The organism is Nocardia sp. NPDC003345 (assembly GCF_053589395.1).
The window spans coordinates 1-22,817 of record NZ_JBSFRU010000064.1 but is presented as its reverse complement, the minus strand read 5'-3'; the positions used below and the strand labels follow the sequence as shown (position 1 = coordinate 22,817).

Here is a 22,817-nt window from a genome sequence, read left to right as displayed (position 1 = left end):
GCGGCCCCGGCTAGAACAGACTGATCGGATTAACGATGTCGGCCGCCAATGTGAGGATCATGTAGGCGCCTCCCAGGACAACTGCCGCATAGGTGAGCGGCAACAGTTTGAGGTAGTCCACCGGACCGCCGGGCGGCAGCCCGCGCAGGCCACGCACCGTATTCCGGATTTTTTCGAAGATCACGACCGCGATATGCCCGCCGTCGAGGGGAAGCAGGGGTAGCAGGTTGAACACACCCAGGAAGAAGTTCAGGCTGGCCAGCAGGAGGATGAACCAGCCCCACATCCCGGCTTCGAAACTCTCGCCGCCCAGGCGGCTGGCGCCGTACACACTCACCGGAGTGTCCGCGTCCCGTTCACCACCGGTGACCGCCTCCCAGAGCGCACCGACTTTCTGCGGTAGCTGCACCAGGGACTGGGCCGTACGCACGGCCAGATCTGCCGTGAACACCGCCGAGGCGGGGAGTGCGGCGATCGGCCCGTAGGAAACCGGCCCCTGGGACTCCAGGGTCACCCCGACCGCGGAGATCTCCCGCTGAGTGCCGTCCTCGGCGTAGCGACCCACTCGTTCGGGTGTGACCTCGACGGTCAACTCCCGGCCGTCACGTTCGACGGTGTAGGTGAGCGTGCCCGTCTTCTCCTGGGTCGCGGCCTGGAATTCCGCCCAGGTCTCCACCGCAACGCCGTCGACCGCGGTCACGGTGTCACCGGGCTGCAGGCCCGCGCGTTGCGCGGGGCCCGCACCCGAACATTCGGCGAAGCTCAGATCGGGTTTCTGGGCCGGTACACAACCCACCGCGCCCACGGTGGGGCTGGGTTCCGAGAGCCTCGGCAGGCCCGCGGTCATCGCCAGCACCACGATCAGCAGGAACGCCAGCAGGAAATTCATGAAGATTCCGCCGAACATGACGACGAGCCGTTTCCAGGTGGCCTGCCGGTACATGGCCCGATCGACCTCTTCGGGCTCCAACTCCTCCAGCGCCGTCATACCGGCGATATCGCAGAACCCCCCCAGTGGGAGTGCCTTGACGCCGTACTCGGTTTCACCACGCCGGAACGAGAAGATCTTCGGCCCGAAACCGACGAAATAGCGGCGCACCTTCATTCCGGTGGCCTGTGCCGCCCACATATGCCCGCATTCATGGAGCGCGACCGAGAAAGTGATACCGAGGGCGAACAGGACGAACCCCAGAACGAACAGCATGTGGTCTACAGCCCTCCTGCGATGTGCAGATCAGTGTTCCGACTCGCACGAAAGACCGGTACGGCCGCGAGCGCAGTGTCTACTGTAATAGCAGGGAGCCCCCGCCTCGACCAGCCCCGCCCGCCCTCATCCGGAGACAACGGCCCGCGCGCGATCCCGCGCCCAGCGGTCGGCCGCCAGCACTTCGGCGACATCGGCGGGATCGGCACACCACTGATCGGCGGCGCCGACCACGCGCTCGACGCTCCGCACGATATCCGGAAAACGGATGCGGCCCTCGAGGAACGCCGATACCGCGATCTCGTTGGCGGCGTTGAACACAGCCGTCACCGAACCGCCGAGCCGGCCCGCATGCCGGGCCAGCTCCACCGCCGGGAAGACCGCGTTGTCGACCGGTTCGAAGGTCCAGGTGCTCGCGGTCCCGAAGTCACACGCCGCCGCGGCGCCGGGAACCCGGTCCGGCCAGCCCAGTGCCAGCGCGATCGGCAGTTTCATATCGGGAGGACTGGCCTGGGCCAGCGTCGACCCATCGGTGAAGGTGACCATCGAATGCACTATCGACTGCGGGTGCACGGTCACGTCGATCCGGTCGTACGGTATGCCGAACAACAGGTGCGCCTCGATCAGCTCGAGTCCCTTGTTGACCAGCGAGGCCGAGTTGAGGGTGTTCATCGGGCCCATGGACCAGGTCGGATGCGTTTTCGCCTCGGCCGGGTTCACCGAGTTCAGCATGTCGGTGGTCCACCCACGAAACGGGCCACCGGAAGCCGTGAGGACCAACTTCGCGACTTCGGATTCCCGCCCGCCGCGCAGGCACTGCGCCAGCGCCGAATGCTCCGAATCCACCGGCACGATCTGCCCCGGTTTCGCCGCGCGGGTGACAAGCGAACCGCCGGCCACCAGGGATTCCTTGTTGGCCAGTGCGAGCGTGGCACCCGATTCGAGCGCGGCCAGGGTCGGCTCCAATCCGAGGGACCCCACAAGCGCGTTGAGCACGACATCGGCCTCGGTCCGGCGGACCAGTTCGGTCACCGCGTCCGGGCCACCCAGGCCGACTCCGAGCGCGCGCGCCGCCGCCGGATCCGCGACCGCGACATTGTCGGTTCCGGTCGCGGCCATCTGTTCGGCCAGCAACTCGGTACGTCCACCTCCGGCCGCCAGTCCGACGATGCGGAACCGGCCCGGGTTGGCGGCGATCACTTCGAGCGCCTGGGTACCGATCGAACCAGTGCTACCGAGCAGGAGGACTCTACGGATGTCTGACACAGGCCCATTCTCTCCGACCGGGCGGCCGCAGGCTACGACGGGCGGTCGTAGCCTGCGAGGGCGGCAACAGGCGGCCGATGGCGCCGCACTCGTATCCGGGTGCCGCGCGAATACGCATCACACCCCGGTGCCGGCGGTGTCCTCCAGGGCGTCGACCACGTATTCGGCGATGGCGAGCGACGAGGTCGCCGCGGGTGAGGGCGCATTGCGGACCGCGGTGACCGGGCCGAGCCGGTCGATCCGGAAGTCGTCCACCAGGCTGCCGTCGGCGTCGAGGGCCTGCGCCCGGACCCCGCTGCCGCCGCGCACCACATCCGCGGCGCCGATCGCCGGAATATAGCGCTGCGCCCGGCGCATGTACGCCGACTTCGACAGCGATCCGTACATCTCCTCGATTCCGGTACGCCAATGCTGCCGCGCCATCCGCCGGAAACCCGGCCAGCGCAGGGTATCCGAGAGGTCACGCGCCGAGAACTGCCCGCGCCGATACCCTTCCCGCGCGAACGCGAGCACCGCGTTGGGACCCACCTCCACCGTGCCCGATACCCGCCGCGTGAAATGCACGCCCAGAAACGGATAACGCGGGTCGGGGACCGGATACACCAGCCCCCGCACCATCTCCGCCTTCGTGGCGACCACGTCCATGTATTCCCCACGGAACGGCACGATCCGGGGGCCGCGGCCGCCGCCGGCCAGCCCCGCCACGGTGTCGGCGTGCAGCCCGGCGCACACGATCACCCGGTCGGCCCGCAGGCTCTGCGCACCAGCAGAAATCTCGATTCCCGAGGCGTTCGGCGTGATCGCGTCGACCGTGCTCGACAGTCGCACTTCTCCACCGGAACTCCGCAGGTCCGCCGCGAAGGATTCGGCGATGCGGCCGAAATCGGTGATCGCGGTCCGCGGCGAGTACAGGGCCGCGATGCCCTCCGCGAACGGTTCGATCTCCCGGATCCCGCTCCGGCCGACCCGGCGCAACCCGGGCACCGAGTTCTCCCCCGCCCGCGCCTCCAGCGCTTCCAGCCGCGGCAGCTCAGCCTCGTCGACCGCGATCACGAGTTTGCCGCATTCGTCGTAGGGCAGGCCGCGATCCACGCAGTACTCCCGCAGCAGTGACCGGCCCCGCGCGCACAACGAGGCCTTCAAACTGCCCGGCTGATAATAGATCCCGGCATGGACCACACCGGAGTTGTGCCCGGTCTGATGGGCGGCGACCCGATCCTCTTTCTCCAGCACGACGATCCGGTCACCCGGGCGGCGACGCGCCAGTTCCCGCCCGATCGCCAACCCCACGATCCCCGCCCCGACGATCGCGACCACCCGCTCGGTCACACGTGTCCTCAGCCTTCGGCGGCGAGCTGACCGCAGGCGGCCGCGATCTCCTGGCCACGGGTATCCCGGACCGTACAGGGCACTCCCTGGGCCTCCACCCGGCGGACGAATTCCCGTTCCACCGGTTTCGGGCTGGCATCCCATTTGCTGCCCGGGGTGGGGTTGAGGGGGATGACGTTGACGTGTACCCGCGAACCGAGCGCCTTGTGCAACTCGGCGCCCAGCATGTCGGCCCGCCAGGGCTGATCGTTGATATCGCGGATCAGCGCGTATTCGATGGAGACCCGCCGACCGGATTTATCGGCGTAGTAGCGCGCCGCGTCGAGCACCTCGCGCACCGGCCAGCGGTTGTTCACCGGGACCAGGGTGTCGCGCAGTTCGTCGTCGGGTGTGTGCAGGGAGACCGCCAGGGTCACCGAGAGGCCCTCGTCGGCGAGTTTGCGGATGGCCGGGGCCAGGCCGACCGTCGAGACCACCACATTGCGCTGGGAGATTCCGAGACCGTCGGGCGCGGGCGAGGTGATGCGGCGGACGGCGTTCACCACCCGCTTGTAGTTGGCCAGCGGCTCACCCATCCCCATGAAGACGATATTGGAGAGCCTGCCCGGCCCGCCCGAGACCGCGCCGTCGCGCAGGTCGGCCGCCGCTGCCCGGACCTGGTCGACGATCTCGGCGGTGGACAGGTTACGGTCCAGGCCGCCCTGCCCGGTCGCGCAGAACGGACACGCCATCCCGCAGCCGGCCTGGCTGGAGATGCACAGCGTCGCGCGGTCCGGATAACGCATCAGGACGCTCTCCAGCAGGGTGCCGTCCCCGGCGCGCCACAGCGTCTTGCGCGTTTCCCCCGAATCACACACCACCTGCCGCACCGGTGTCAGCAGCGGCGGGAACAGCGTTTCGGCGATCTTCTCCCGGACCGTCGCCGGCAGGTCGGTCATCTGCGCCGGATCGGCCTGCAGCCGCCCGTAGTACTGACGGGCGATCTGATCGGCACGGAACTTCGGCAGGCCCAGCTCCGCGACCGCGGCCCGGCGGCCGTCGGCATCGAGATCGGCGAGGTGGCGGGGCGGCATACCGCGGCGCGGTGCGTCGAAAACCAGGGGCAGGGGGGCGGTCATAGTGCCTCCAGTGTGTCATCTCGGTGGATGTGACCCACGCCTAGCACTCCCCACAGCGACGGGCTGACCGGAAATCCCTGCGCGGACCATAGCGGTCGGCAATCATCGATATATGGCGACCTCCGATGACCGACCCCACGAAACCGGCGCACTGCCGAAGAACCAGCCGCCGGGCGCGACGGCCCCCTTGGACGGCGATATCCCCGACTCCACCGCGGGCCTGCCCGCCGATCAGACCCACGAACCGTACGAACTGGGCCGTTCCCGCGTCGGTATCGCCTGGATCGCGCTGATCGTCGCGGCCCTGCTCGGTATCGTGCTGCTGATCTTCATCATCCAGAACTCCGAGAGCGCCGACGTCGAGATGCTGTTCTGGAGTTTCTCGCTACCGCTGGGGGTGACGATCCTGCTCTCGGTGATCGCCGGCGCCCTGGTGATGGCGCTGGTGGGTGGTGTGCGGATCATCCAGTTGCGGCGGGCCGTGAACCGCGACTGACGTCCCGCGCCGGGCTCAGATCAGGGTGCTGAGCACCAGCCAGGAGACGAACGCCGAGGGCAGCATGGAATCGAGCCGGTCCATGATTCCGCCGTGGCCGGGCAGCATGGTGCCCATATCCTTGATGCCCAGTTCACGTTTGATCTGCGATTCGATGAGGTCGCCGAGGGTCGCGATCACCACGAGTCCGACACCGAGTACGACGCCGATCATCGAGTTGGCCTCGAGCAGCAACGTCACCGTGAGCAGGCCACCGATGATCGCGAACACCAGGGATCCGCAGAAACCCTCCCAGGACTTCTTCGGGCTGATCGAGGGCACCATCGGATGGCGGCCGAACAGCACACCGGCGACGTAACCGCCCACATCCGAGCACACCACCAGGATCATGAAGGTCAGTACCCGCAGGTTGCCGTCCGGATCCTCGAGCAGCAGCAGCACGGCGAACGAGGCGAGCAACGGGATCCAGGCCAGGGTGAACACGGCGATGGCGGTATCGCGCAGGAAGTTGCGCGGCGCGGTTCGCAGGCCGTGGTCGAACAGGCGCCACACCATACAGGCCAGCGCGGTCGCCGCGAACGATCCCGCGACTCCCCCGGCTCCGAACGGCCAGCCCAGCCAGAACACCGCCTGACCACCGACGATCAACGGGACACGGGGCACCAGCACATCCGCTTCCCGCAACCGTTTGGCGACCTCCCAGGTCGCGATCCCCACGGCGACACCGGCGACCCCGATGAACACCTTGGGCACGAACAACAGGATGGCGATCAGCGAGATCCCGAGCGTCAGGCCCACGGCGAGCGCAGCCGGCAGATTACGACCGGCCCGGGACCCCCGCCCACCGCCCGCCGCGGGCGCATCGCCGGACCGGTTCTCCTCGGGAGCCTCGGCCGGGGTCTCCGCGGAGACCTCGGCCGGCTGCGTCTCCGCGGCGGCCCCGGCCGGTGCGGCGCCCACAGGCGCACCGGACGGTGCCGGTGTCGGTTCGGATATGCCCTCGGCCGGCGGCTGCGGTCGGGCCGCACCGGTCGCGGCGGCTTTCTCGGCCACGATTGTCCCGTCGCTCAACTCGTCGTCGTTCCGTTCGTTCCCCACCCGAAAGCGGGCGTTGTCCGCTGTTCTCATTGTGCGGCATCCACAGACCTCGCCGAGTCACGTGAACCGCCGGCCGGCGCCCTGCGAATCGGCACCGTATTCCGCCCGGCACCTACCGCTCGTGCCGCCGGACCCTCCTGCGCGTCCCGGCCGGACCTCGCGCGCCTGCGCAAGGTACCACCACCGGTACCGCCGATATACCCCAGATCCGGCTCAGATCTCGAGCAGTTCGCCTTCTTTGTGTTTCACCAGCTCATCGATCTGGCCGACATAGCGCGCCGTGGTCTTGTCGAGCTCTTTCTCGGCCCGCCCGACCTCGTCTTCGCCGGCCTCGCCGTCCTTCTGGATGCGCCCCAGCTCCTCCATCGCCTTGCGACGGACGTTGCGGATGGCGACCTTGGCGTCCTCGCCCTTCTGCCTGGCCTGTTTGGCCAGTTCCCGGCGCCGCTCCTCGGTGAGCTGCGGGATGGAGATGCGGAGGATATCGCCGTTGTTGGTCGGGTTCACACCCAGGTCGGAGTTGCGGATCGCGGTTTCGATGGGCCCCAGCTGTGCCTGCTCATAGGGTTTGACCACCACCATTCGCGGTTCCGGCACGGTGATACTCGACATCTGGGTGATCGGGGTGGGCGCTCCGTAATAGTCGACCACGACCCGGGCGAACATCCCCGGATTCGCGCGCCCGGTACGGATTCTGCCGAGATCGTCCTTCGCCACCGAGACAGCCTTCTCCATCTTCTCCTCGGCGTCGAAGAGCGCTTCTTCAATCACGACCGTTCCTCCACTGCGTCGTCATCGTCATGACCCGCGGGCCCGCGGTATCAGGATCGAACCAATGTGCCGATCTTCTCACCGGCCACCGCCCGGGCGATATTGCCCTTGGTCAACAAATTGAACACCAGCATCGGCATCTGGTTGTCCATGCACAAGCTGAACGCCGTCGCATCGGCGACCTTCAGATCGCGTTCGATCACTTCTTTATGGGTGACCTCGTGGTACATGGTGGCATCGGGATCGAGCCTCGGGTCGGCGGTGAACACGCCGTCGACCGCTTTCGCCATCAACACCACCTCGGCGCCGATCTCGAGCGCCCGCTGCGCGGCGGTGGTGTCGGTGGAGAAGTACGGCATCCCCATCCCGGCGCCGAAGATCACGACCCGGCCCTTCTCCAGATGCCGTTTGGCGCGCAGCGGCAGGTAGGGCTCGGCGACCTGCCCCATGGTGATCGCGGTCTGCACCCGGGTGTCCACGCCCTGCTTCTGCAGGAAATCCTGGAGTGCGAGGCTGTTCATCACCGTGCCGAGCATGCCCATGTAATCCGACCGGGCGCGCTCCATACCGCGTTCTTCCAGTTCGGCGCCGCGGAAGAAGTTGCCGCCGCCGATCACCACGGCGACCTGCACACCGGTCGAGACGACCTCCGCGATCTGTTCCGCCACGGTCTGCACCACATCCGGATCCAGGCCCACCATGCCGCCGCCGAACATCTCCCCGCCGAGTTTCAGCAGTACCCGGCGATATCCTGGGCGGTCGGTCCCCGGGTGCGTCATCGGCTGGCGTCTCCTTCGGCGATCGTTATCGGTTCTTGGTGCTGTCGCGTCTGTGGTGACCGCCGCTGCGGCGGCACCCGGTTCCGCGGCCCCTCGCGGTACGCCGCAGTGGACGAGGCGAACAGAAAGCGGCTTCCATCCTGCCCTATCGCCCTCGGCGGCCGAGGACGGGGGCACCGCGCGGCCGGCGCACCGGCCGCGCAGAACGAAACCCCCGTCGCGGCGGACGCGGCGGGGGTTTACGCGGGCCGACAGGTCAGGCCTGGCCGACCTCGAAGCGGGCGAACTTGGTGACGGTGACACCGGCTTCGTCCAGCAGGGCCTTCACGGTCTTCTTGTTGTCGGTGACCGACGGCTGCTCCAGCAGGACGACGTCCTTGAAGAACCCGTTGACACGGCCCTCGGTGATCTTCGGGAGCGCGGCCTCGGGCTTGCCCTCTTCGCGGGCGGTCTGCTCGGCGATACGACGCTCGTTCTCGACGATATCGGCGGGCACCTCGTCGCGGGTCACGTACTTGGCCTTGAGGGCGGCGACCTGCATCGCGGCGGCGCGGGCGGCCTCCGCGGCGGCGTCCCCGGAGCCGGTGTACTCGATCAGCACGCCGACGGCCGGCGGCAGATCCGAAGCACGCTTGTGCAGGTAGGTCGCGACCGGGCCGTCCAGGGAGACGACGCGACGCAGTTCCAGCTTCTCGCCGATCTTGGCGGCCAGCGCCTGCAGCGCCTCGTCGACGGTGCTGCCGTCGAGGGCGACGGCCTTGAGCGCGTCCACATCGGCGGGCTTGGCGGCCGCGGCGGCGTCGGCGATCTTATCGGCCAGCGCCTGGAACTCGGCGTTCTTGGCGACGAAGTCGGTTTCGGAGTTGATCTCGACCATCACGCCGTCCTTGGCGATGACCAGGCCCTCCGCGGTGGTGCGCTCGGCCCGCTTGCCGACATCCTTGGCGCCCTTGATGCGCAGCAGCTCGACGGCCTTGTCGAAATCGCCCTCGGTCTCGACCAGCGCGTTCTTACAGTCCATCATTCCGGAGCCGGTGAGCTCCCGCAGCCGCTTCACGTCAGCGGCGGTGTAGTTCGCCATCGGGGGCGAGCCTCCTTCGAGAAAGTCTGATACCGGGCAGTGGTGGTCACGGCTCGGCGAGCCGTGACCACCACTGTGGAAAAGTTCCGTCCGGGCGGCGCCCACCTTGGCAGTGGCCGGTGATCGCCGTCCGAACGCGAGGTTACGACTCAGGCCTCGGCCGGGGTCTCCGCCGGAGCCTCGGCAGCGGCAGGGGCCTCGGCGGGGGCGTCGGCGCTCGGCGCGGCCTGCGCCAGCAGCTCCTGCTCCCACTCCGGCAGCGGCTCGGCGCCCGCCTCGGGCTTGTCGTCGCCCGCGGAACGGCCGGCACGGGCCTGCACGCCCTCGGCCACCGCGGAGGCGACGACCTTGGTGAGCAGCGCGGCCGAACGGATCGCGTCGTCGTTGCCCGGGATCGGGTAGTCGACCAGATCCGGATCGCAGTTGGTGTCCAGGATCGCGATGACCGGGATGTTCAGCTTGCGGGCCTCGCCGACGGCGATGTGCTCCTTGTTGGTGTCGACGACCCAGATGGCCGAGGGCACCTTCTGCATATCGCGGATACCGCCGAGGGTGCGGTCCAGCTTGTTCATCTCACGCGTGAGCATGAGGATTTCCTTCTTGGTGCGACCCTCGAAGCCACCGGTCTGCTCCATGGCCTCGAGTTCCTTGAGGCGCTGCAGGCGCTTGTGCACGGTGGAGAAGTTGGTGAGCATGCCGCCCAGCCAGCGCTGGTTCACATACGGCATACCGACCCGGGTGGCCTCGGCCGCGATGGACTCCTGGGCCTGCTTCTTGGTGCCGACGAAGAGGACGGTGCCACCGTGGGCGACGGTCTCCTTGACGAACTCGTAGGCCTTGTCGATGTAGGTCAGCGTCTGCTGCAGATCGATGATGTAGATGCCGTTGCGGTCGGTGAAGATGAACCGCTTCATCTTCGGGTTCCAGCGACGGGTCTGGTGCCCGAAATGCGCGCCGCTGTCGAGCAGCTGCTTCATGGTTACGACAGCCATGGCTCTCGTACTCTCTTTCGTTGCCGGTTGTCGCAGCAAGCCGGCGGCCCGCTGCCCTGGCACCACCGAACGCTCGGACCCGATCGTCGATCGGGACCAGCCGAGACGTTCCCTGTTCCGGAATCGCGCCGGCGGCCTTCGGCTCCGCGGGGAGCACGAGGCGAACGGCGCCGCGATGAACAAGCACGGTGGTGCGCGAAGTCGGCCGGTGCGAACACGAACGCCGCGCCGACAGGAAGTACGCCGACACGAACACAGTGCGAACACAGACCGCTCGGCCAGTTTACGACCCGGGCTGCGAGAACCGGAAATCGGCCGGTCGGACCGGCTGCCCGCGACCTGCCGGAAGCCGTTGAGTGAAACGTTTCTTGTTCACAGATCCGGGTTATCCACAGGTGCCGGATTGCGGGTTCCGGCCCACCCGCACTACCGGCACGCTCGGCATATGACCTGTGACGACACCACCGGGGCAGGGCCGGTCACCGCCGCGAACCGCGACCGCGTCCCCACCTCCGCATACCGGCCACCTACGACGATCCCGTGTCCACGCGCCGCCGGAGAGCCGGCCCGGCACCCACCGGCCGACTGGCCGCGACGAACGACCGAACAGCGGACGGGCGGCTCCCGGGGCGGCCCGCACCCGCGCCCGGCATGGGCGCGGGTCCACAGCGGAGCCGCGCTGCCACCGGCGCCTGGAGAGGGGCTTCACCCCGACCCCGGAACAGCTGGGCCGAGCGAGGTCGAACGACGGGCCCGCCGATACGAGCGCAGGATGAACCGGGCCGGTTCCCGTACCGGGCTGTCGATCCCCGGCGAGGAGACCCGTTCTGCGAGCAACCGTGTCGGTTCCGCGCCCCGCCGATCCGGCCGGGCCCATCGGCTCCCAGAGTCGTGGCGGGCAGCGCACGGCACGGAATCGCAGTCGATCGTCTCGCGGCCCCGCACGCGTTTTCCCGGGCTCGCACCCCACAGCACCCCACTGCCCGGCCGCACACCGGTCCGGAGCACTCCCGGCCGCCGGGTCAGGCGTTCACCGGGCCGGAACCCGATACGGCCACCGGCGCCGGCGACCGACACCCGCTTCCGCGGCATCCGTCCGCAGCACCGGATATCCGGCCCGGGAGAGCCTCGCCGAGCCCGCCGCTTCACCGGAATTCTGTGTGGCGTGGTCTTCACCACGATGCTCCTGGCATTTCCGCTCGGCCCGGGAGCCACGCTGGCCGCACCTGCGGCGCGGCTCGCATCGGCGCCCGGCATGATCCCGGCCGGCACGGTCGACCCCATCTCGACCACCCCTGTCGCCGTCGTCGCCGGTGGGAGCAGCGGGAGCGGTCCGGCGGTTCCGGCCCCGCCGAGAAAGGAGGCCGGCGGTGAAGTGCTGTGGACACCTGCGCAGCGCGGGCCGGACGCGGCAGCCGGGGCGCGGCCCGACGCCACCTCGGCCGCGCCCGCGCAACGATCCGGCCCGGTTCCCGCTGCCGGACGGGGACGAACGCCGACGGGATCGGCAGGCTGCGGCACGGGTGGCGGTTCCGTGCCGGGAACAAGCGGTTCCGTGCCGGGAACAATATGCGAGGTCGTGCCCCTCTTGGCCGATATGGTGCGGGCGCTGATCCGGCTCGCGCCACGGGTCACGATGCCCTGGGCGTCCCCGCCGCGCGCTCGGTGACCCGGCGGCAGTCCGGCCGGGCGAAGGGAGGGGGTTCGCCCGGCCGGACATTCGCGGTGCGGTCGGCAATCGTGCTGGCGCTGTTCATATCGCTGTCGGCCGGGACGGCGGTCGCCGCCCCGGACACGACGTTCGGCTGGCCACTGCGGCCCCGGCCCGCGCTTGTGCGCCCGTTCGATCCACCGGACCGCGACTGGCTGCCCGGCCATCGCGGGGTGGATCTCGCCGGAGCGCCCGGACAGACCGTGTATTCCGCGGGTCCCGGGGTCGTCGTCTTCGCGGGTGAGGTGGCCGGGCGGCCGGTCGTGTCGATAGCCCACGACGGTGCTCTGCGCACCACATACGAGCCCGTGGAAGCCGAGATCACCGTGGGCAGGCGGGTAGGTCGCGGCACGCCGCTGGGGGTGCTGAACGCAGGGCATCCGGGCTGCGGCGCCCCGGCCTGCCTGCACTGGGGGTTGCGCCGCGAACACACCGAGCACGGCGAGCGGGAGTACCTCGACCCGCTCGGCCTGCTCACACTGTCCCCCGTCCGGCTGAAACCGGTGGAGGCCGAAACCGGATGAGACCGCACCCGGCACCCGGCACCCGCCCCGAATCGCAATCGCCGTCAGGTCCACCGGTGGCCCGATCCCGTGCCGGGTGCCGGATCAGAGAAAGGATTCCGGTGTGACGGCTTCGGCACAGAGTCCGGTAGCCCGGTGGGGTGAGCTGTTGGACGTACTGGCTCCCGATGCGAGGCGGGCGGCGCCGAGATGGGCGGCGACCAGGCAGGCGGCGACCAGACGGGCGGCGAGGTAGGCGGCGGCGAGGTAGGCGGCGGCGAGATGGGTGGCGAGGCAGGCGCCGACGAGATGGGCGGCGGCGAGGCAGGCGCCGACCAGGCGGGCAGCAGCGAGGCAGGCGCCGACCAGGCAGGCGGCGGCGAGATGGTCTCGCGGTTGCGGGACGGCACCGCAACCGTCAGGGCTGCGCGAAGCCCGCCGCGCACAGGGTCGGCTCCGCGGTCTCCAATGGGTCGGGATCCATAGCCGGAAGACAGGCCTGGTCGGAGGGGGCCGTCCGGTCGGTATCCGAGTGGGCCGGGCCGGGTGTGGCAACGGTGAAGGTGACCGTGACCAGGATCGCCACCACCACGGATACCGTGACCCACCGGATGGTCGGCCCCGCCGAACCCGTCCGGGCATGCCGTAGCACCAGGTTGCGCCGGTACCCCAGGGCGGCGACCAGCAGCAGCACCAGACATGCGATACCGGGGGCGAGCGCCGCGGAGGTCCAGCCCGTTTCCAGAACAGCACGCAGAAGCAGCAGGCCGACGGCGACCGCGCCCAGGCAGGTACGCCGCCAGGACAGCGCGGTACGTTCCGCCGCCAGCCGCAGTTCGAGGGGGTCGACCATGTCCGCGGCCTCAGTGCAGCAGGACGGCGAGGCAGGCCAGGGCCGCCACGAACGCGGTCCCGGCGGACAGCAGGGGCACCAGCACGGTGCCGGGGAGCGGCCGGCCCGCGTGCATGGCGGTGCGGATCCGTCGCCAATGCAGGTATGCCCCCGTGGCGACCAGCAGCGACAGCAGCAGGCAGCTCACCGCGAGCGCCGTCCGGAAACTTCCTTCCCACTGTTCCAGCACCACCGCGTGCACGGCGACCCCACCGGCCAGCAAGCCGAGCGCGGTACGAATCCACGAGAGGAAGGTGCGCTCGTTGGCCAGGGTGAACCGGTAGTCCACCGGCGCCGGGCGTTCGGCCGGCGGCGGCCAGCCCGGTCCGGAGTCCGCGGCCTCCGGTTCTCGCGAGTTCATCGGGCCCCCGCGCCGATCGTGGTCTGCACGCTCACCTCCCCGGCCACCGGCCGGTCGCAGTTGGACGGATCCGCTGGTCAGCGTAGCGCCACCACGGACCGCTCCGGCGGGGCGCCGGGTGCGCGCCGCGATCCGGACCGGCCGGTAACGGCGCCGACCGGTTCACGCGCGGGGATGGGCCTGGTCGTGTGCCTTTCGCAGGCGGTCGACGGAGACGTGGGTGTAGAGCTGGGTCGTCGCCAGGCTGGCGTGGCCGAGTAACTCCTGTACGACCCGCAGATCGGCGCCACCTTCCAGCAGATGGGTCGCCGCGGTATGGCGCAGCCCGTGCGGGCCCATATCCGCTGTACCCGGCACCGCCGATACCGCCGAGTGCACGACGTTCCGGGCCTGCCGCTGATCCAGCCGGCGCCCGCGGCGGCCGAGCAGCAGGGCCCGGCCGGAATCGGGACCGGCCAGTAGCGGGCGGCCGTAGGTCAGCCATTCCCCGAGCGCGTGATCGGCGGGACCCCCGAACGGCGCGGACCGTTCCTTATTTCCCTTACCGAGCACCCGGACCAGCCGGCGCTCCCGGTCGAGGTCGTCGATATCGAGCCCGCACAGCTCGCTGACCCGGATCCCGGTGGCATAGAGCAGTTCGACGACGAGCCGGTCGCGCAGTGCCATCGGATCCCGCTGAGCGGCCCCCGATTCCACCGCGCCCAGCACGCGTCCGGCCTGTTCCTGGCCGAGGACGGCGGGCAGGCTCCGATGGGCCTTCGGCGCCGCCAACCGGAGTCCCGGGTCGGCCGTGAGCCGTCCGGTTCGGGTAAGCCACGCTGTGAAGGCCCGGACCGCCGAGGCCCGGCGGGCGGTGGTCGTACGGGCGGCGCCACGGTCGGCATGTGACGCCAGCCAGGCACGCAGGGTGGTGAGATCGAGTTCGGCGACCGATGCGTCCGGCGTATGCCCGACCAGATGCGCCAGCAGCGATCGCGCGTCTCCCAGATATGCCCGCACAGTATGCGCCGACCGGTTCCGCCCGAGCCGCAGATGCCTGCCGTACTCGGTGAGCAACGCTTCCAGGTCCTGAGGTAACTCCGCCACGCTTCCACCGTTACCCGCCGCTGCCGGCACCGCAAGCTCCCGCGCGGCCGGCCTGCCGGATGCCTCCGGCCCGGAACCACCCCTGTTCCCCGCACCGGGCGGAACCCGACAAGTCGAGCGCGGCGAGCGCCGCCCGGACCTCCCCGGGCGTCAGTCCGGTTTCCGCACCGAGTTGTTGCGGCCATCGGCCGCCCGTTCCGGGCAATGCCTCGTAGACGCGGGCCTGCGCCGGTTCGAGCCGGCCGCCGAGCCAGCCCTGGGGCCCGGCCGCCAGCGGTAGGTGCAGCGGCGCTGCCTCGGCGACGATATCGTCCACCCCGCCGACCAGGACCGCCTCGCCGTCGCGAATCATTCGGTGGCAACCGACCGAGGCCGCCGATTCCACCGATCCCGGCACGGCCAGCGCCGGACGGCCGATCCGGCGTGCCCACTTCACCGTGTTCCGGGCACCGCTGCGGAGCCCCGCCTCCACCACGACTACGGCGTCGGCCAGGGCGGCGACCACCCGGTTACGGGCGAGGAAGTGATGTTTGCGGGCAGCCGTGCCGGGTGGATATTCGCTGACCACCAGACCGGTTTCCGCGATACGGGCGAGGAGGCGGTCGTGCTGGGCCGGGTAGGGCCGGTCGGCGCCGCAGGCCAATACGGCGATGGTGGCCCCACCGACGGCGAGCGCCGCGCGATGGGCCATCCCGTCGATGCCGAATGCCGCACCGGACACGATCGTCCAGCCGTTGGCCGCCAGTTCGCCGCTTACGGCTCCGGTGATCCGGTCGCCGTAGCCGGTACTGCAACGTGCGCCCACCACGGCCAGCGCACGTTCGGTGAGTTCGGCTAGATTCCGGTCGCCCCGCACCCAGAACACCAGCGGCACGGCACCGTCCGGATCGCGTCCGGGCGGCAGCTGGGCGAGGCCGAGCATCCGCCACGCGGGCCATTCCGGATCGTCCGGGGTCACCAGGCGACCGCCGAGACCGTGCATCGTCTCGATATCCCGGGCGGCCAGATCGAGTTCGCGGCGACGCGCCGTGGCCGCGCGCAGCACCTCCGGTAGCGCACTCTCCCGGACGGCCCGGGCCGCTTCCCGCACGCCCACCGATTCGATCAGAGCACTGAGCGCGGGACACGGTCCGAGCACGACGCGGGACAGGTAGGCCCACGCGAGCTGCCGCTCCTCGGACTCGCCGGCGGCCCCCTGCGCCCCCGGCGATCCGACGGCGGCGCTCATTGCGCGCCCCGCTGCCGGAAGTTCAGTGCCTGCATCACATCGTGCGCGGTCGGCTCGTCGCCACCACGCAGGTCGCAGACCGTCCAGGCGACGCGCAGGGCACGATCGGCGCCGCGCGCCGAGATCCGGCCCATCCGCAGGGCCGCCTCCACCGGAGCCGTGGTGGCGCCCGGTAGCGGGAACCGGCGGCGCAGGGCATGGCCCGGTACCTCGGCATTGGTCCGCCACCCGTGTTCGCGCCACCGGGCGACGGCCGCCGCGCGGGCGGCCGTGACCCGCTCGCGTACGACGGCACTGCCCTCCGAATCCCCCGTCGTCAACCCGGGCCCCGCCGGATGCATCTGCATCCAGATATCGATCCGGTCCATCAGCGGGCCGGACAGTTTGCCGAGATAGCGTCTTCTGGCAAGTGGCGCGCAGATACAGTCCGTATCCCGTGCCGGTGCGCAAGGACACGGATTCGCGGCCAGCATCAGCTGGAAACGCGCCGGATACCGGGCCACCCCGTCACGCCGGGCGATGCGCACCTCACCTTCCTCCAGCGGCGTTCGCAGCGCCTCCAGCACCTTCGCCCCGACCTCGGCGCATTCGTCCAGGAACAGCACGCCACGATGCGCACGGCTCACCGCCCCGGGGCGCGCCGCGCCCGAACCACCGCCGACCATCGCGCTCACCGAGGTCGAATGATGTGGTGCCACGAACGGCGGTGTGGTGATCAGCGGCTGATCGTCGGAGAGCGTGCCCGCCACCGAATGGATGGCGGTGACCTGCAACGCCTCGTCCTCCGACAACGGCGGCAGAACCCCGGGCAGCCGCTGGGCGAGCATGGTCTTCCCGATACCCGGCGCTCCGGTGAACAGCAGATGGTGCCCGCCCGCGGCAGCGACCTCGAGTGCCCACCGGGCCTCCTGCTGGCCCGCCACATCGGCCAGGTCCCCGGCCGGGGGCGCCTGCGCGATGGCGACCGCTCCGGATTCGGCGAGTTCACCTTCCCCGCGTAACCAGTCGAGCGTCGCCCGCAGTGTCGGCGCACCGAGCACCCGGATACCGGCCACCAGCCCGGCCTCGGGGAGCGCCTCCGCGGGCACCACCGCCACCTTGCGGCCCGCGCTCCGCGCCGCCAGTACGGCCGGCAGGATGCCCCGGACCCGGCGCAACCTGCCGTCCAGTGCGAGTTCGCCCAGCAGTACCGTGCCGGCGAGCCGGGCGGAGGGGACGATATCGGCGGCGTCGAGAACGGCCACGGCCAGAGCGAGGTCGTACACCGAGCCCACCTTCGGAAGAGTGGCCGGGGAGAGGGCCAGGATGACCCGGCCGTCCGGCCATTTCTCGCCGGTATTGGCGACCGCGGCGCGCACTCTGTCCCGTGATTCCTGCAGTGAGGTATCCGGCAGGCCGACCAGGTGCACGGACGGCAGGCCCTGGCCGATATCGGCCTCGATCTCCACCACCTGCCCGTCGATCCCGCGGACGGCGATCGAACAGGCGCGTCCGAGCGGCATCAGAACACCGCCCGCAGATGGTCGATCACCGGTTCGCCGCCGCGTGGTAGCAGGACCGACACCACATCGAAGCGGATCCGCTGCCAGGGGCCCTCCTGTTCGGCGAGCCACAGCAGGGCCAAGCGGCGGATTCGCTGCCGTTTCTTGAAGGTGACGGCCTCCGCCGGAATGCCGAAACCGACCCCCGACCGGGTTTTCACCTCGACGAACGCGGTGGTGCCCGCGTCCCGGACGATCAGGTCCAGTTCGCCGTACCGGCAGCGCCAGTTGCGGCAGACGATCTCCATACCGGCGGATCGCAGGTGTTGCGCCGCCAGTTCCTCCCCTTGTGCGCCGAGCGCGGTGTTGTGTGCCACCCGCTCAGCATGGGACCGGCACCGGCATCGCCCGTCCGCACGACCTGCGGATATACAAAACCTGTGGATAACCCCGCGACTGTGGACAACAACGCCCGTCCCGGACCCGACCACCGGTCACGGCATCCCCCGGCCGGCCCCTATTCGGGCAGACGGAGATCGGGTTTCTCCAACTCCTCGATGTTGACGTCCTTGAAGGTGATGACCCGGACGTGTTTCACGAACCGCGCGGGCCGATACATATCCCACACCCAGGCATCGCTCATCCGCACTTCGAAATAGACCTCACCGTCGGCGTTCTGCGGCCGCAGCTCCACCGAATTGGCCAGATAGAAACGACGTTCGGTTTCCACCACATACGAGAACTGGCCGACGATGTCCTTGTACTCCCGGTAGAGGGAGAGCTCCATCTCGGTTTCGTACTTCTCGAGGTCCTCGGCGCTCATCGGGTGGAACGTCCTCCTTCTCGCCACCTTGCGTGTGTTGACATCATCGCTCATCCCGCCCGGGCGTGTCACCGTGGGCTGCACCGCGGCCGGTCACCGCACCGGCCACACCGGCAGCCGGCCCGTCAGGCCGCACCTCCCGATCCGGCGGTCACCTCCGCGAGCAGTTCCGCCGCGGTCGGCGGCGGTACCGCACAGTCCCGTACATTGCGCCAGGACCGGCGGTGTTCCGGGCACGGGCCCAGCAGGCGTAACGCTTCCATATGCCGCGCGGTGTTGTAGCCCTTGTGCTCGGCGAACCCGTAGCCGGGCAGCCGGCCGTCCAGTTCGACCATCATCCGGTCCCGGGTGACCTTGGCCAGGACGCTCGCCGCCGCGATACACGCCGCGCTCGCGTCCCCGCCGATCACCGGCAGCGAGGGCACCGGCAGACCGGGCACCCGGAAACCGTCGGTGAGCACATAACCCGGCGCGAGGCCGAGTCCGGCGACGGCGCGCCGCATACCTTCGATATTGGCCACATGGATGCCGATCGCATCGATCTCCGCCGCCGGAACCACCACCACCGACCAGGCCACGGCCAGCCGGGTGATCACCGGATAGAGCGCCTCACGCGTGGCCTCGGCCAGCTTCTTGGAATCGTCGAGCCCGGCCAGCGATGTGTGGGCCTTCGGCCCGAGTACACACGCGGCGACCACCAGGGGCCCGGCACTGGGCCCGCGACCGGCCTCGTCCACCCCCGCGACCGGCCCCAGACCGCTGCGGTGCAGCGCCGACTCCAGCGTTCGCAACCCGCCCGCTCTCCGCATCACCGCCCGGGGCGGCCAGTTCTGTTTCGCTACCGCGTTCGCCTTCGAATTCGTCATCGACTCGACCGGTCCCGACTCAGTTCTCCTGTGGGTTCACGCCGGCGACGGGTCCGATCCGGCCCGGCGGCCAGATCTTGAACACCGCTTTACCGCGCAGGTTGTCGATGGGGACGGTGCCCTGGAACTCGTCGCCGACATGAGCCCGCGAATCCCGGGACTCGTTGCGGTTGTCACCCATGACCCACAGATTGCCCTCGGGTACGGTCACCGGACCGAACACCCGGCCCACGGGATACGAGGCGTTCTGCTGCCCGGGAATCCACGGGTAGTCGTCTTCGACGTAGGGCTCGTCGAGCGGATTGCCGTCCACCATGACGCGCCCCTGCTCATCGCAGCATTCGACCGTTTGCCCACCGACCGCGATCACGCGCTTCACGAGATCGTTCTCGTCGGGCGGCACCAGACCGAAGAAGGAGAAGAAGTTCTGTATGCCGCGGACCGCCGGGTTGTCCGAGCGGATCGACTGATACATATCGTTCCAGGACGGCGGCCCTTCGAACACCACGACGTCGCCCGGCTCCGGGTCGCTCCAGTAGTAACTGACCTTCTGCACGTAGATCCGGTCACCCGTGCAGCCCGCGCAACCGTGCAGGGTGGGTTCCATCGACTGCGAGGGAATCACATACGGCCGGCCGACGAAGGTCACCATCAGGGCGGCGATCACCGCGGCGATCACCAGCAGAATCGGCAGCTCCTGCCAGAACGGCCGCTGTTTCTTCGGCTTGGCGCGTCGAGCCCGCCGCCTTGTCCGCTCACCTCGCCCGGATCGGGATCCCTCCACCGGCCAGTTCTCGTCTGCCACGCCGAACAGCGTAGTCGGGTGGCCCGATGGATACACGCTCCCGGGCCGGGTACCGGGTCCACGAGGTCCGGGGCCCGAAACAGCCCGTTTCGCCCGGGCCGTGCCATATCCCGGCGACCCCCGCGCGACGCTCTCGAAACCCGCTCGCCACACGAACCCTCGATGCCGGGGCATTTCGAGCCCTGCTGCCCACCTTCACCTTTCGCTTCGTCCTCGCACACCGGGGAGTGCACGCCGGCCGCGAATGGCCGAACACCGATCGGACCGGGGCACCCACGAACAGCAAGTAGCCCGGTACCGCGAGAGATCCGCGGTACCGGGCTACCCGGGAGATCATCCGAGGCCACCCGCCCGCGTCGAACGCGAGGGCCGCGGTGGCCGGGAGGTCAGCGCTTTTCTTTGATCTTGGCGGCCTTGCCCCGCAGCTCACGGAGGTAGTACAGCTTCGCGCGGCGGACATCGCCACGGGTCACCACGTCGATGTGATCGATGGTGGGGCTGTGCACGGGGAAGGTGCGCTCGACACCGACACCGAACGACACCTTGCGGACGGTGAAGGTCTCGCGGATGCCGCCGCCCTGGCGCCGGATGACGACGCCCTTGAAGACCTGGATACGTTCCTTGGAGCCCTCGATGACCTTCACGTGCACATTGAGGGTGTCGCCCGGCCGGAAGTCGGGTACGTCGCTGCGCAGCGAGCTCTCGTCGACGAAATCAAGGGTGTTCATGATCATCCTTCTGATGGTCGCGCGAACAGAGGAACCTGGCGGCGCTACCGCTCGACCGGTTCGTGCTCCGAATGTGGGATGCGCCGGGCACTGATACACGCCCAGGGCAACCCGAGCATTGTGCCAGATCAGCGCTCGCTTCCGGAAACCGGCCCCGTCCGCTCGCCCGTATCGCCGGTGGCCGGCGCCGTATCGTCGTCCTCGCTGTGCGACCACAGGTGCAGATGTAGTTCGTGCAGCAACGGATGCGGCCGGGCCGGGGCGGGCGGCGCCGGCACCACTCTGCGGGCCAACTCCTCTTCCGCCGCCGACCGTACATGCTCGACATCGGGTTTTCCCGCGATCAGATCCTGGACGAAGATCTTGGCCCGGATGACCGGGCGCCGGTACCGGCGTTCCCGCACGATAGCCCGGTACATCAGCCGCCGTCTGCTGGGACCGTAGCGCCAGCGCGCCCAGGGCGCCCCCGGACGGCTCAGCCGCAGCGCCCCGACCACCAGCAGCGGCAGGAAGAACATGCCGAACAGACCGGTCCAGATCTTGCCCTTGGCGATCACCACGGCGGCCAGCGCGAGGTTCACCAGGGCGAACACCACGACCACGACCCGGACCCAGACGCCGGGCTGATCGCGCAATCCGTTGATCTCGAGCAACCACAGCGGGTGGAAACCCAGAAGTAGCAGGCCGGTGACCGCGAGGGCGACGAAAACCGCGTCCACCGAGGTCCGGCCCTGTTTCTCCCAGTACACATCGCGCAGGTAGTACAGCAGCGCGAATTCGTCGAGAACCAGCGCCGCGCCCACACCGAACGCGGCCGCCAGCCCGGAGGCGACCGCCGGCCCGCCGTCCCCGCCGTCGGCGATCATCCCGATACCGGAGATCAGCACCAGGATCACACCGAAGACCATGTGGTGGATATGGACGCCGCCGGATTTCAGATTGCCCGGCCACCAGCGCACCCGGGCCCGGATCAGCCGGACGCTGACCCGGATCACCAGGAAGCCGATGATGAATCCGAACAGGAAGCAGAGCAGAGGGAGCCGGCCCGCGGCGATCACATCCTCGGACCACCACTCCCGCATATCCGGCCCCCTTTCGCGTTCCCGCGCCGCTACTTCCCGAAGCCCGCCCGGCGCAGTGCGTCGGCCATGGCGCCGTTCACAGGTGCATTATCCCGCCGGCCGTCGCGTCCCTGGCCCCGACTACGCGACTGTCCGCCGCCGCGCGCGCCACCGTTGCCCTGACCGCTGCCCCCCTGACCATCACCGGCCTGGCCACCGCCGCCTTGTCCGCCCTTGCCCTGACCGCCCCGGTTCTTCGCACCCCGGCTCTGGCCCTGCCTGCCGCGATCGCCACCCCGGGCGCCACCGTCGGAACCGCCCTGGCCGCGCCCGCGCTCCTGCGGGCCACGCTCGGGTTTTCCGGCGCCGGGCTCGTCATCGAGCCGCAGCGACAATCCGATGCGCTGGCGCGCGACGTCGACCTCGAGCACCTTCACCTTGACCACGTCACCGGATTTGACCACCTCGCGGGGGTCACGCACGAAGTTCTTCGACATCGCCGAGACGTGGACCAGGCCGTCCTGGTGCACGCCCACGTCGACGAAGGCGCCGAAGGCCGCGACATTGGTGACCACGCCCTCGAGCACCATTCCCGGCTGCAGATCCGCGACCTTCTCGATTCCGGCGGCGAATTCGGCGGTTTTGAATTCCGGCCGCGGATCCCGGCCGGGCTTCTCCAGTTCGCTGATGATGTCGGTAACGGTCGGCACACCGAAAGTGTCGTCGGTGAAATCCGCGGGACGCAGCGTGCGCAGGACGGTGCCGTTGCCGATGATCTCGGCGATACCGCTACCGGTGGAGTCCAGGATGCGACGGACCACGGGGTAGGCCTCCGGGTGTACCGCCGAGGTGTCGAGCGGATCGTCGCCCTCGCGGATCCGCAGGAAGCCGGCGCACTGTTCGAACGCCTTCGGTCCCAGACGCGGTACATCCAGCAGCGCGGTGCGGCTGCGGAACGGGCCGTTGCCGTCGCGGTGGGCCACGATGCTCTCCGCCACCGAACCGGTGATCCCGGAAACCCGGGACAGCAGCGGCACCGAGGCGGTGTTCACATCGACGCCGACGGCGTTCACGGCGTCTTCCACCACGGCGCCCAGCGAGCGGGCCAGCAGTGTTTCGGAGACATCGTGCTGGTACT

Annotated in this window: 23 protein-coding genes; 2 read left to right on the top strand and 21 right to left on the bottom strand. The window is 69.5% G+C overall.

Going from position 1 to position 22,817, the window contains the following annotated elements; translation table 11 throughout:
- Nucleotides 1-10 precede the first annotated feature (10 nt).
- The 4 genes from ACWDU1_RS10515 to rlmN all read right to left on the bottom strand — a co-directional run bounded on the left by ACWDU1_RS10515 (nt 11) and on the right by rlmN (nt 4,917).
- Nucleotides 11-1,204 (bottom strand): M50 family metallopeptidase, encoded by a 1,194-nt coding sequence (locus ACWDU1_RS10515; RefSeq protein WP_449997443.1) that lies wholly within the window; start codon nt 1,202-1,204, stop codon nt 11-13.
- Between the two features lie 126 nt (nt 1,205-1,330).
- Nucleotides 1,331-2,470, bottom strand: coding sequence for a 1-deoxy-D-xylulose-5-phosphate reductoisomerase (dxr, locus tag ACWDU1_RS10510; protein WP_449997441.1), 1,140 nt, complete (start codon nt 2,468-2,470; stop codon nt 1,331-1,333).
- 117 nt (nt 2,471-2,587) lie between these two features.
- Nucleotides 2,588-3,799: an L-2-hydroxyglutarate oxidase gene (gene lhgO / locus ACWDU1_RS10505; RefSeq protein WP_449997439.1), complete on the bottom strand. Its 1,212-nt coding sequence runs from the start codon at nt 3,797-3,799 to the stop codon at nt 2,588-2,590.
- A gap of 8 nt (nt 3,800-3,807) precedes the next feature.
- Nucleotides 3,808-4,917, bottom strand: a complete 1,110-nt coding sequence (gene rlmN, locus ACWDU1_RS10500; protein ID WP_449997437.1) for a 23S rRNA (adenine(2503)-C(2))-methyltransferase RlmN — start codon at nt 4,915-4,917, stop codon at nt 3,808-3,810.
- 112 nt (nt 4,918-5,029) lie between these two features.
- Between rlmN and ACWDU1_RS10495 the strand changes: the two genes are divergently transcribed.
- Nucleotides 5,030-5,413: a LapA family protein gene (locus ACWDU1_RS10495; protein ID WP_449997436.1), complete on the top strand. Its 384-nt coding sequence runs from the start codon at nt 5,030-5,032 to the stop codon at nt 5,411-5,413.
- 15 nt (nt 5,414-5,428) lie between these two features.
- On the opposite strand, the gene ACWDU1_RS10490 is transcribed toward ACWDU1_RS10495, so the two are convergent.
- The 5 genes from ACWDU1_RS10490 to rpsB form a co-directional block, all read right to left on the bottom strand.
- Nucleotides 5,429-6,484, bottom strand: coding sequence for a phosphatidate cytidylyltransferase (locus ACWDU1_RS10490; protein ID WP_449997445.1), 1,056 nt, complete (start codon nt 6,482-6,484; stop codon nt 5,429-5,431).
- A gap of 240 nt (nt 6,485-6,724) precedes the next feature.
- Nucleotides 6,725-7,282: a ribosome recycling factor gene (frr, locus tag ACWDU1_RS10485; RefSeq protein WP_449997434.1), complete on the bottom strand. Its 558-nt coding sequence runs from the start codon at nt 7,280-7,282 to the stop codon at nt 6,725-6,727.
- A gap of 50 nt (nt 7,283-7,332) precedes the next feature.
- Nucleotides 7,333-8,061, bottom strand: coding sequence for a UMP kinase (pyrH, locus tag ACWDU1_RS10480; RefSeq protein WP_449997433.1), 729 nt, complete (start codon nt 8,059-8,061; stop codon nt 7,333-7,335).
- A gap of 256 nt (nt 8,062-8,317) precedes the next feature.
- Nucleotides 8,318-9,142, bottom strand: coding sequence for a translation elongation factor Ts (tsf, locus tag ACWDU1_RS10475; RefSeq protein ID WP_449997432.1), 825 nt, complete (start codon nt 9,140-9,142; stop codon nt 8,318-8,320).
- A 149-nt stretch (nt 9,143-9,291) separates the two neighbouring features.
- Nucleotides 9,292-10,134, bottom strand: coding sequence for a 30S ribosomal protein S2 (gene rpsB, locus ACWDU1_RS10470; RefSeq protein WP_449997430.1), 843 nt, complete (start codon nt 10,132-10,134; stop codon nt 9,292-9,294).
- 1,725 nt (nt 10,135-11,859) lie between these two features.
- Between rpsB and ACWDU1_RS10465 the strand changes: the two genes are divergently transcribed.
- Nucleotides 11,860-12,369 (top strand): M23 family metallopeptidase, encoded by a 510-nt coding sequence (locus ACWDU1_RS10465; protein WP_449997429.1) that lies wholly within the window; start codon nt 11,860-11,862, stop codon nt 12,367-12,369.
- Nucleotides 12,370-12,766: 397 nt separating this feature from the next.
- Here the strand turns inward: ACWDU1_RS10465 and ACWDU1_RS10460 are convergent, their stop codons facing one another.
- From ACWDU1_RS10460 to ACWDU1_RS10405, 12 genes are all read right to left on the bottom strand, one after another.
- Nucleotides 12,767-13,201: a DUF202 domain-containing protein gene (locus ACWDU1_RS10460; protein ID WP_449997427.1), complete on the bottom strand. Its 435-nt coding sequence runs from the start codon at nt 13,199-13,201 to the stop codon at nt 12,767-12,769.
- 10 nt (nt 13,202-13,211) lie between these two features.
- Nucleotides 13,212-13,601 (bottom strand): YidH family protein, encoded by a 390-nt coding sequence (locus tag ACWDU1_RS10455; RefSeq protein WP_449997425.1) that lies wholly within the window; start codon nt 13,599-13,601, stop codon nt 13,212-13,214.
- Between the two features lie 162 nt (nt 13,602-13,763).
- Entirely contained in the window at nt 13,764-14,687 is a 924-nt protein-coding gene (locus ACWDU1_RS10450) for a tyrosine recombinase XerC (RefSeq protein ID WP_449997424.1), read from the bottom strand.
- Nucleotides 14,688-14,697: 10 nt separating this feature from the next.
- Nucleotides 14,698-15,915 carry a DNA-processing protein DprA gene (gene dprA / locus ACWDU1_RS10445; RefSeq protein WP_449997422.1) on the bottom strand — a complete coding sequence of 406 codons (1,218 nt, stop codon included), beginning with the start codon at nt 15,913-15,915 and terminating at the stop codon, nt 14,698-14,700.
- Nucleotides 15,912-17,417: a YifB family Mg chelatase-like AAA ATPase gene (locus ACWDU1_RS10440; RefSeq protein ID WP_449997420.1), complete on the bottom strand. Its 1,506-nt coding sequence runs from the start codon at nt 17,415-17,417 to the stop codon at nt 15,912-15,914. Before ACWDU1_RS10440 ends, dprA begins: the two co-directional genes overlap by 4 nt.
- Nucleotides 17,417-17,773, bottom strand: coding sequence for a YraN family protein (locus ACWDU1_RS10435; protein WP_449997418.1), 357 nt, complete (start codon nt 17,771-17,773; stop codon nt 17,417-17,419). Before ACWDU1_RS10435 ends, ACWDU1_RS10440 begins: the two co-directional genes overlap by 1 nt.
- Before the next feature lie 140 nt (nt 17,774-17,913).
- Nucleotides 17,914-18,219, bottom strand: coding sequence for a DUF2469 domain-containing protein (locus ACWDU1_RS10430; protein WP_011210678.1), 306 nt, complete (start codon nt 18,217-18,219; stop codon nt 17,914-17,916).
- A 125-nt stretch (nt 18,220-18,344) separates the two neighbouring features.
- On the bottom strand, nt 18,345-19,085 hold the full coding sequence (locus ACWDU1_RS10425; protein WP_449997416.1) for a ribonuclease HII: 741 nt from the start codon (nt 19,083-19,085) through the stop codon (nt 18,345-18,347).
- Nucleotides 19,086-19,104: 19 nt separating this feature from the next.
- The gene (lepB, locus tag ACWDU1_RS10420) at nt 19,105-19,890 is read right to left on the bottom strand and encodes a signal peptidase I (protein WP_449997414.1); all 786 of its coding nucleotides are present in this window, start codon (nt 19,888-19,890) and stop codon (nt 19,105-19,107) included.
- 386 nt (nt 19,891-20,276) lie between these two features.
- On the bottom strand, nt 20,277-20,618 hold the full coding sequence (gene rplS, locus ACWDU1_RS10415; protein WP_030521783.1) for a 50S ribosomal protein L19: 342 nt from the start codon (nt 20,616-20,618) through the stop codon (nt 20,277-20,279).
- Nucleotides 20,619-20,746: 128 nt separating this feature from the next.
- Nucleotides 20,747-21,700: a hypothetical protein gene (locus ACWDU1_RS10410; RefSeq protein ID WP_449997412.1), complete on the bottom strand. Its 954-nt coding sequence runs from the start codon at nt 21,698-21,700 to the stop codon at nt 20,747-20,749.
- 29 nt (nt 21,701-21,729) lie between these two features.
- Nucleotides 21,730-22,817, bottom strand: a 1,088-nt coding sequence (locus ACWDU1_RS10405; RefSeq protein WP_449997410.1) for a helix-hairpin-helix domain-containing protein, incomplete at its 5' end; no start/stop codon positions are given.

Bases quoted from the DNA above. Each gene is read 5' to 3' on its own strand.
- ACWDU1_RS10515 (WP_449997443.1), bottom strand. From the start codon at position 1,204: ATGCTGTTCGTTCTGGGGTTCGTCCTGTTCGCCCTCGGTATCACTTTC.
- rlmN (WP_449997437.1), bottom strand. From the start codon at position 4,917: ATGACCGCCCCCCTGCCCCTGGTTTTCGACGCACCGCGCCGCGGTATG.
- ACWDU1_RS10495 (WP_449997436.1), top strand. From the start codon at position 5,030: ATGGCGACCTCCGATGACCGACCCCACGAAACCGGCGCACTGCCGAAG.
- pyrH (WP_449997433.1), bottom strand. From the start codon at position 8,061: ATGACGCACCCGGGGACCGACCGCCCAGGATATCGCCGGGTACTGCTG.
- tsf (WP_449997432.1), bottom strand. From the start codon at position 9,142: ATGGCGAACTACACCGCCGCTGACGTGAAGCGGCTGCGGGAGCTCACC.
- rpsB (WP_449997430.1), bottom strand. From the start codon at position 10,134: ATGGCTGTCGTAACCATGAAGCAGCTGCTCGACAGCGGCGCGCATTTC.
- ACWDU1_RS10460 (WP_449997427.1), bottom strand. From the start codon at position 13,201: ATGGTCGACCCCCTCGAACTGCGGCTGGCGGCGGAACGTACCGCGCTG.
- ACWDU1_RS10455 (WP_449997425.1), bottom strand. From the start codon at position 13,601: ATGAACTCGCGAGAACCGGAGGCCGCGGACTCCGGACCGGGCTGGCCG.
- dprA (WP_449997422.1), bottom strand. From the start codon at position 15,915: ATGAGCGCCGCCGTCGGATCGCCGGGGGCGCAGGGGGCCGCCGGCGAG.
- ACWDU1_RS10440 (WP_449997420.1), bottom strand. From the start codon at position 17,417: ATGCCGCTCGGACGCGCCTGTTCGATCGCCGTCCGCGGGATCGACGGG.
- ACWDU1_RS10430 (WP_011210678.1), bottom strand. From the start codon at position 18,219: ATGAGCGCCGAGGACCTCGAGAAGTACGAAACCGAGATGGAGCTCTCC.
- ACWDU1_RS10425 (WP_449997416.1), bottom strand. From the start codon at position 19,085: ATGACGAATTCGAAGGCGAACGCGGTAGCGAAACAGAACTGGCCGCCC.
- rplS (WP_030521783.1), bottom strand. From the start codon at position 20,618: ATGAACACCCTTGATTTCGTCGACGAGAGCTCGCTGCGCAGCGACGTA.
- ACWDU1_RS10410 (WP_449997412.1), bottom strand. From the start codon at position 21,700: ATGCGGGAGTGGTGGTCCGAGGATGTGATCGCCGCGGGCCGGCTCCCT.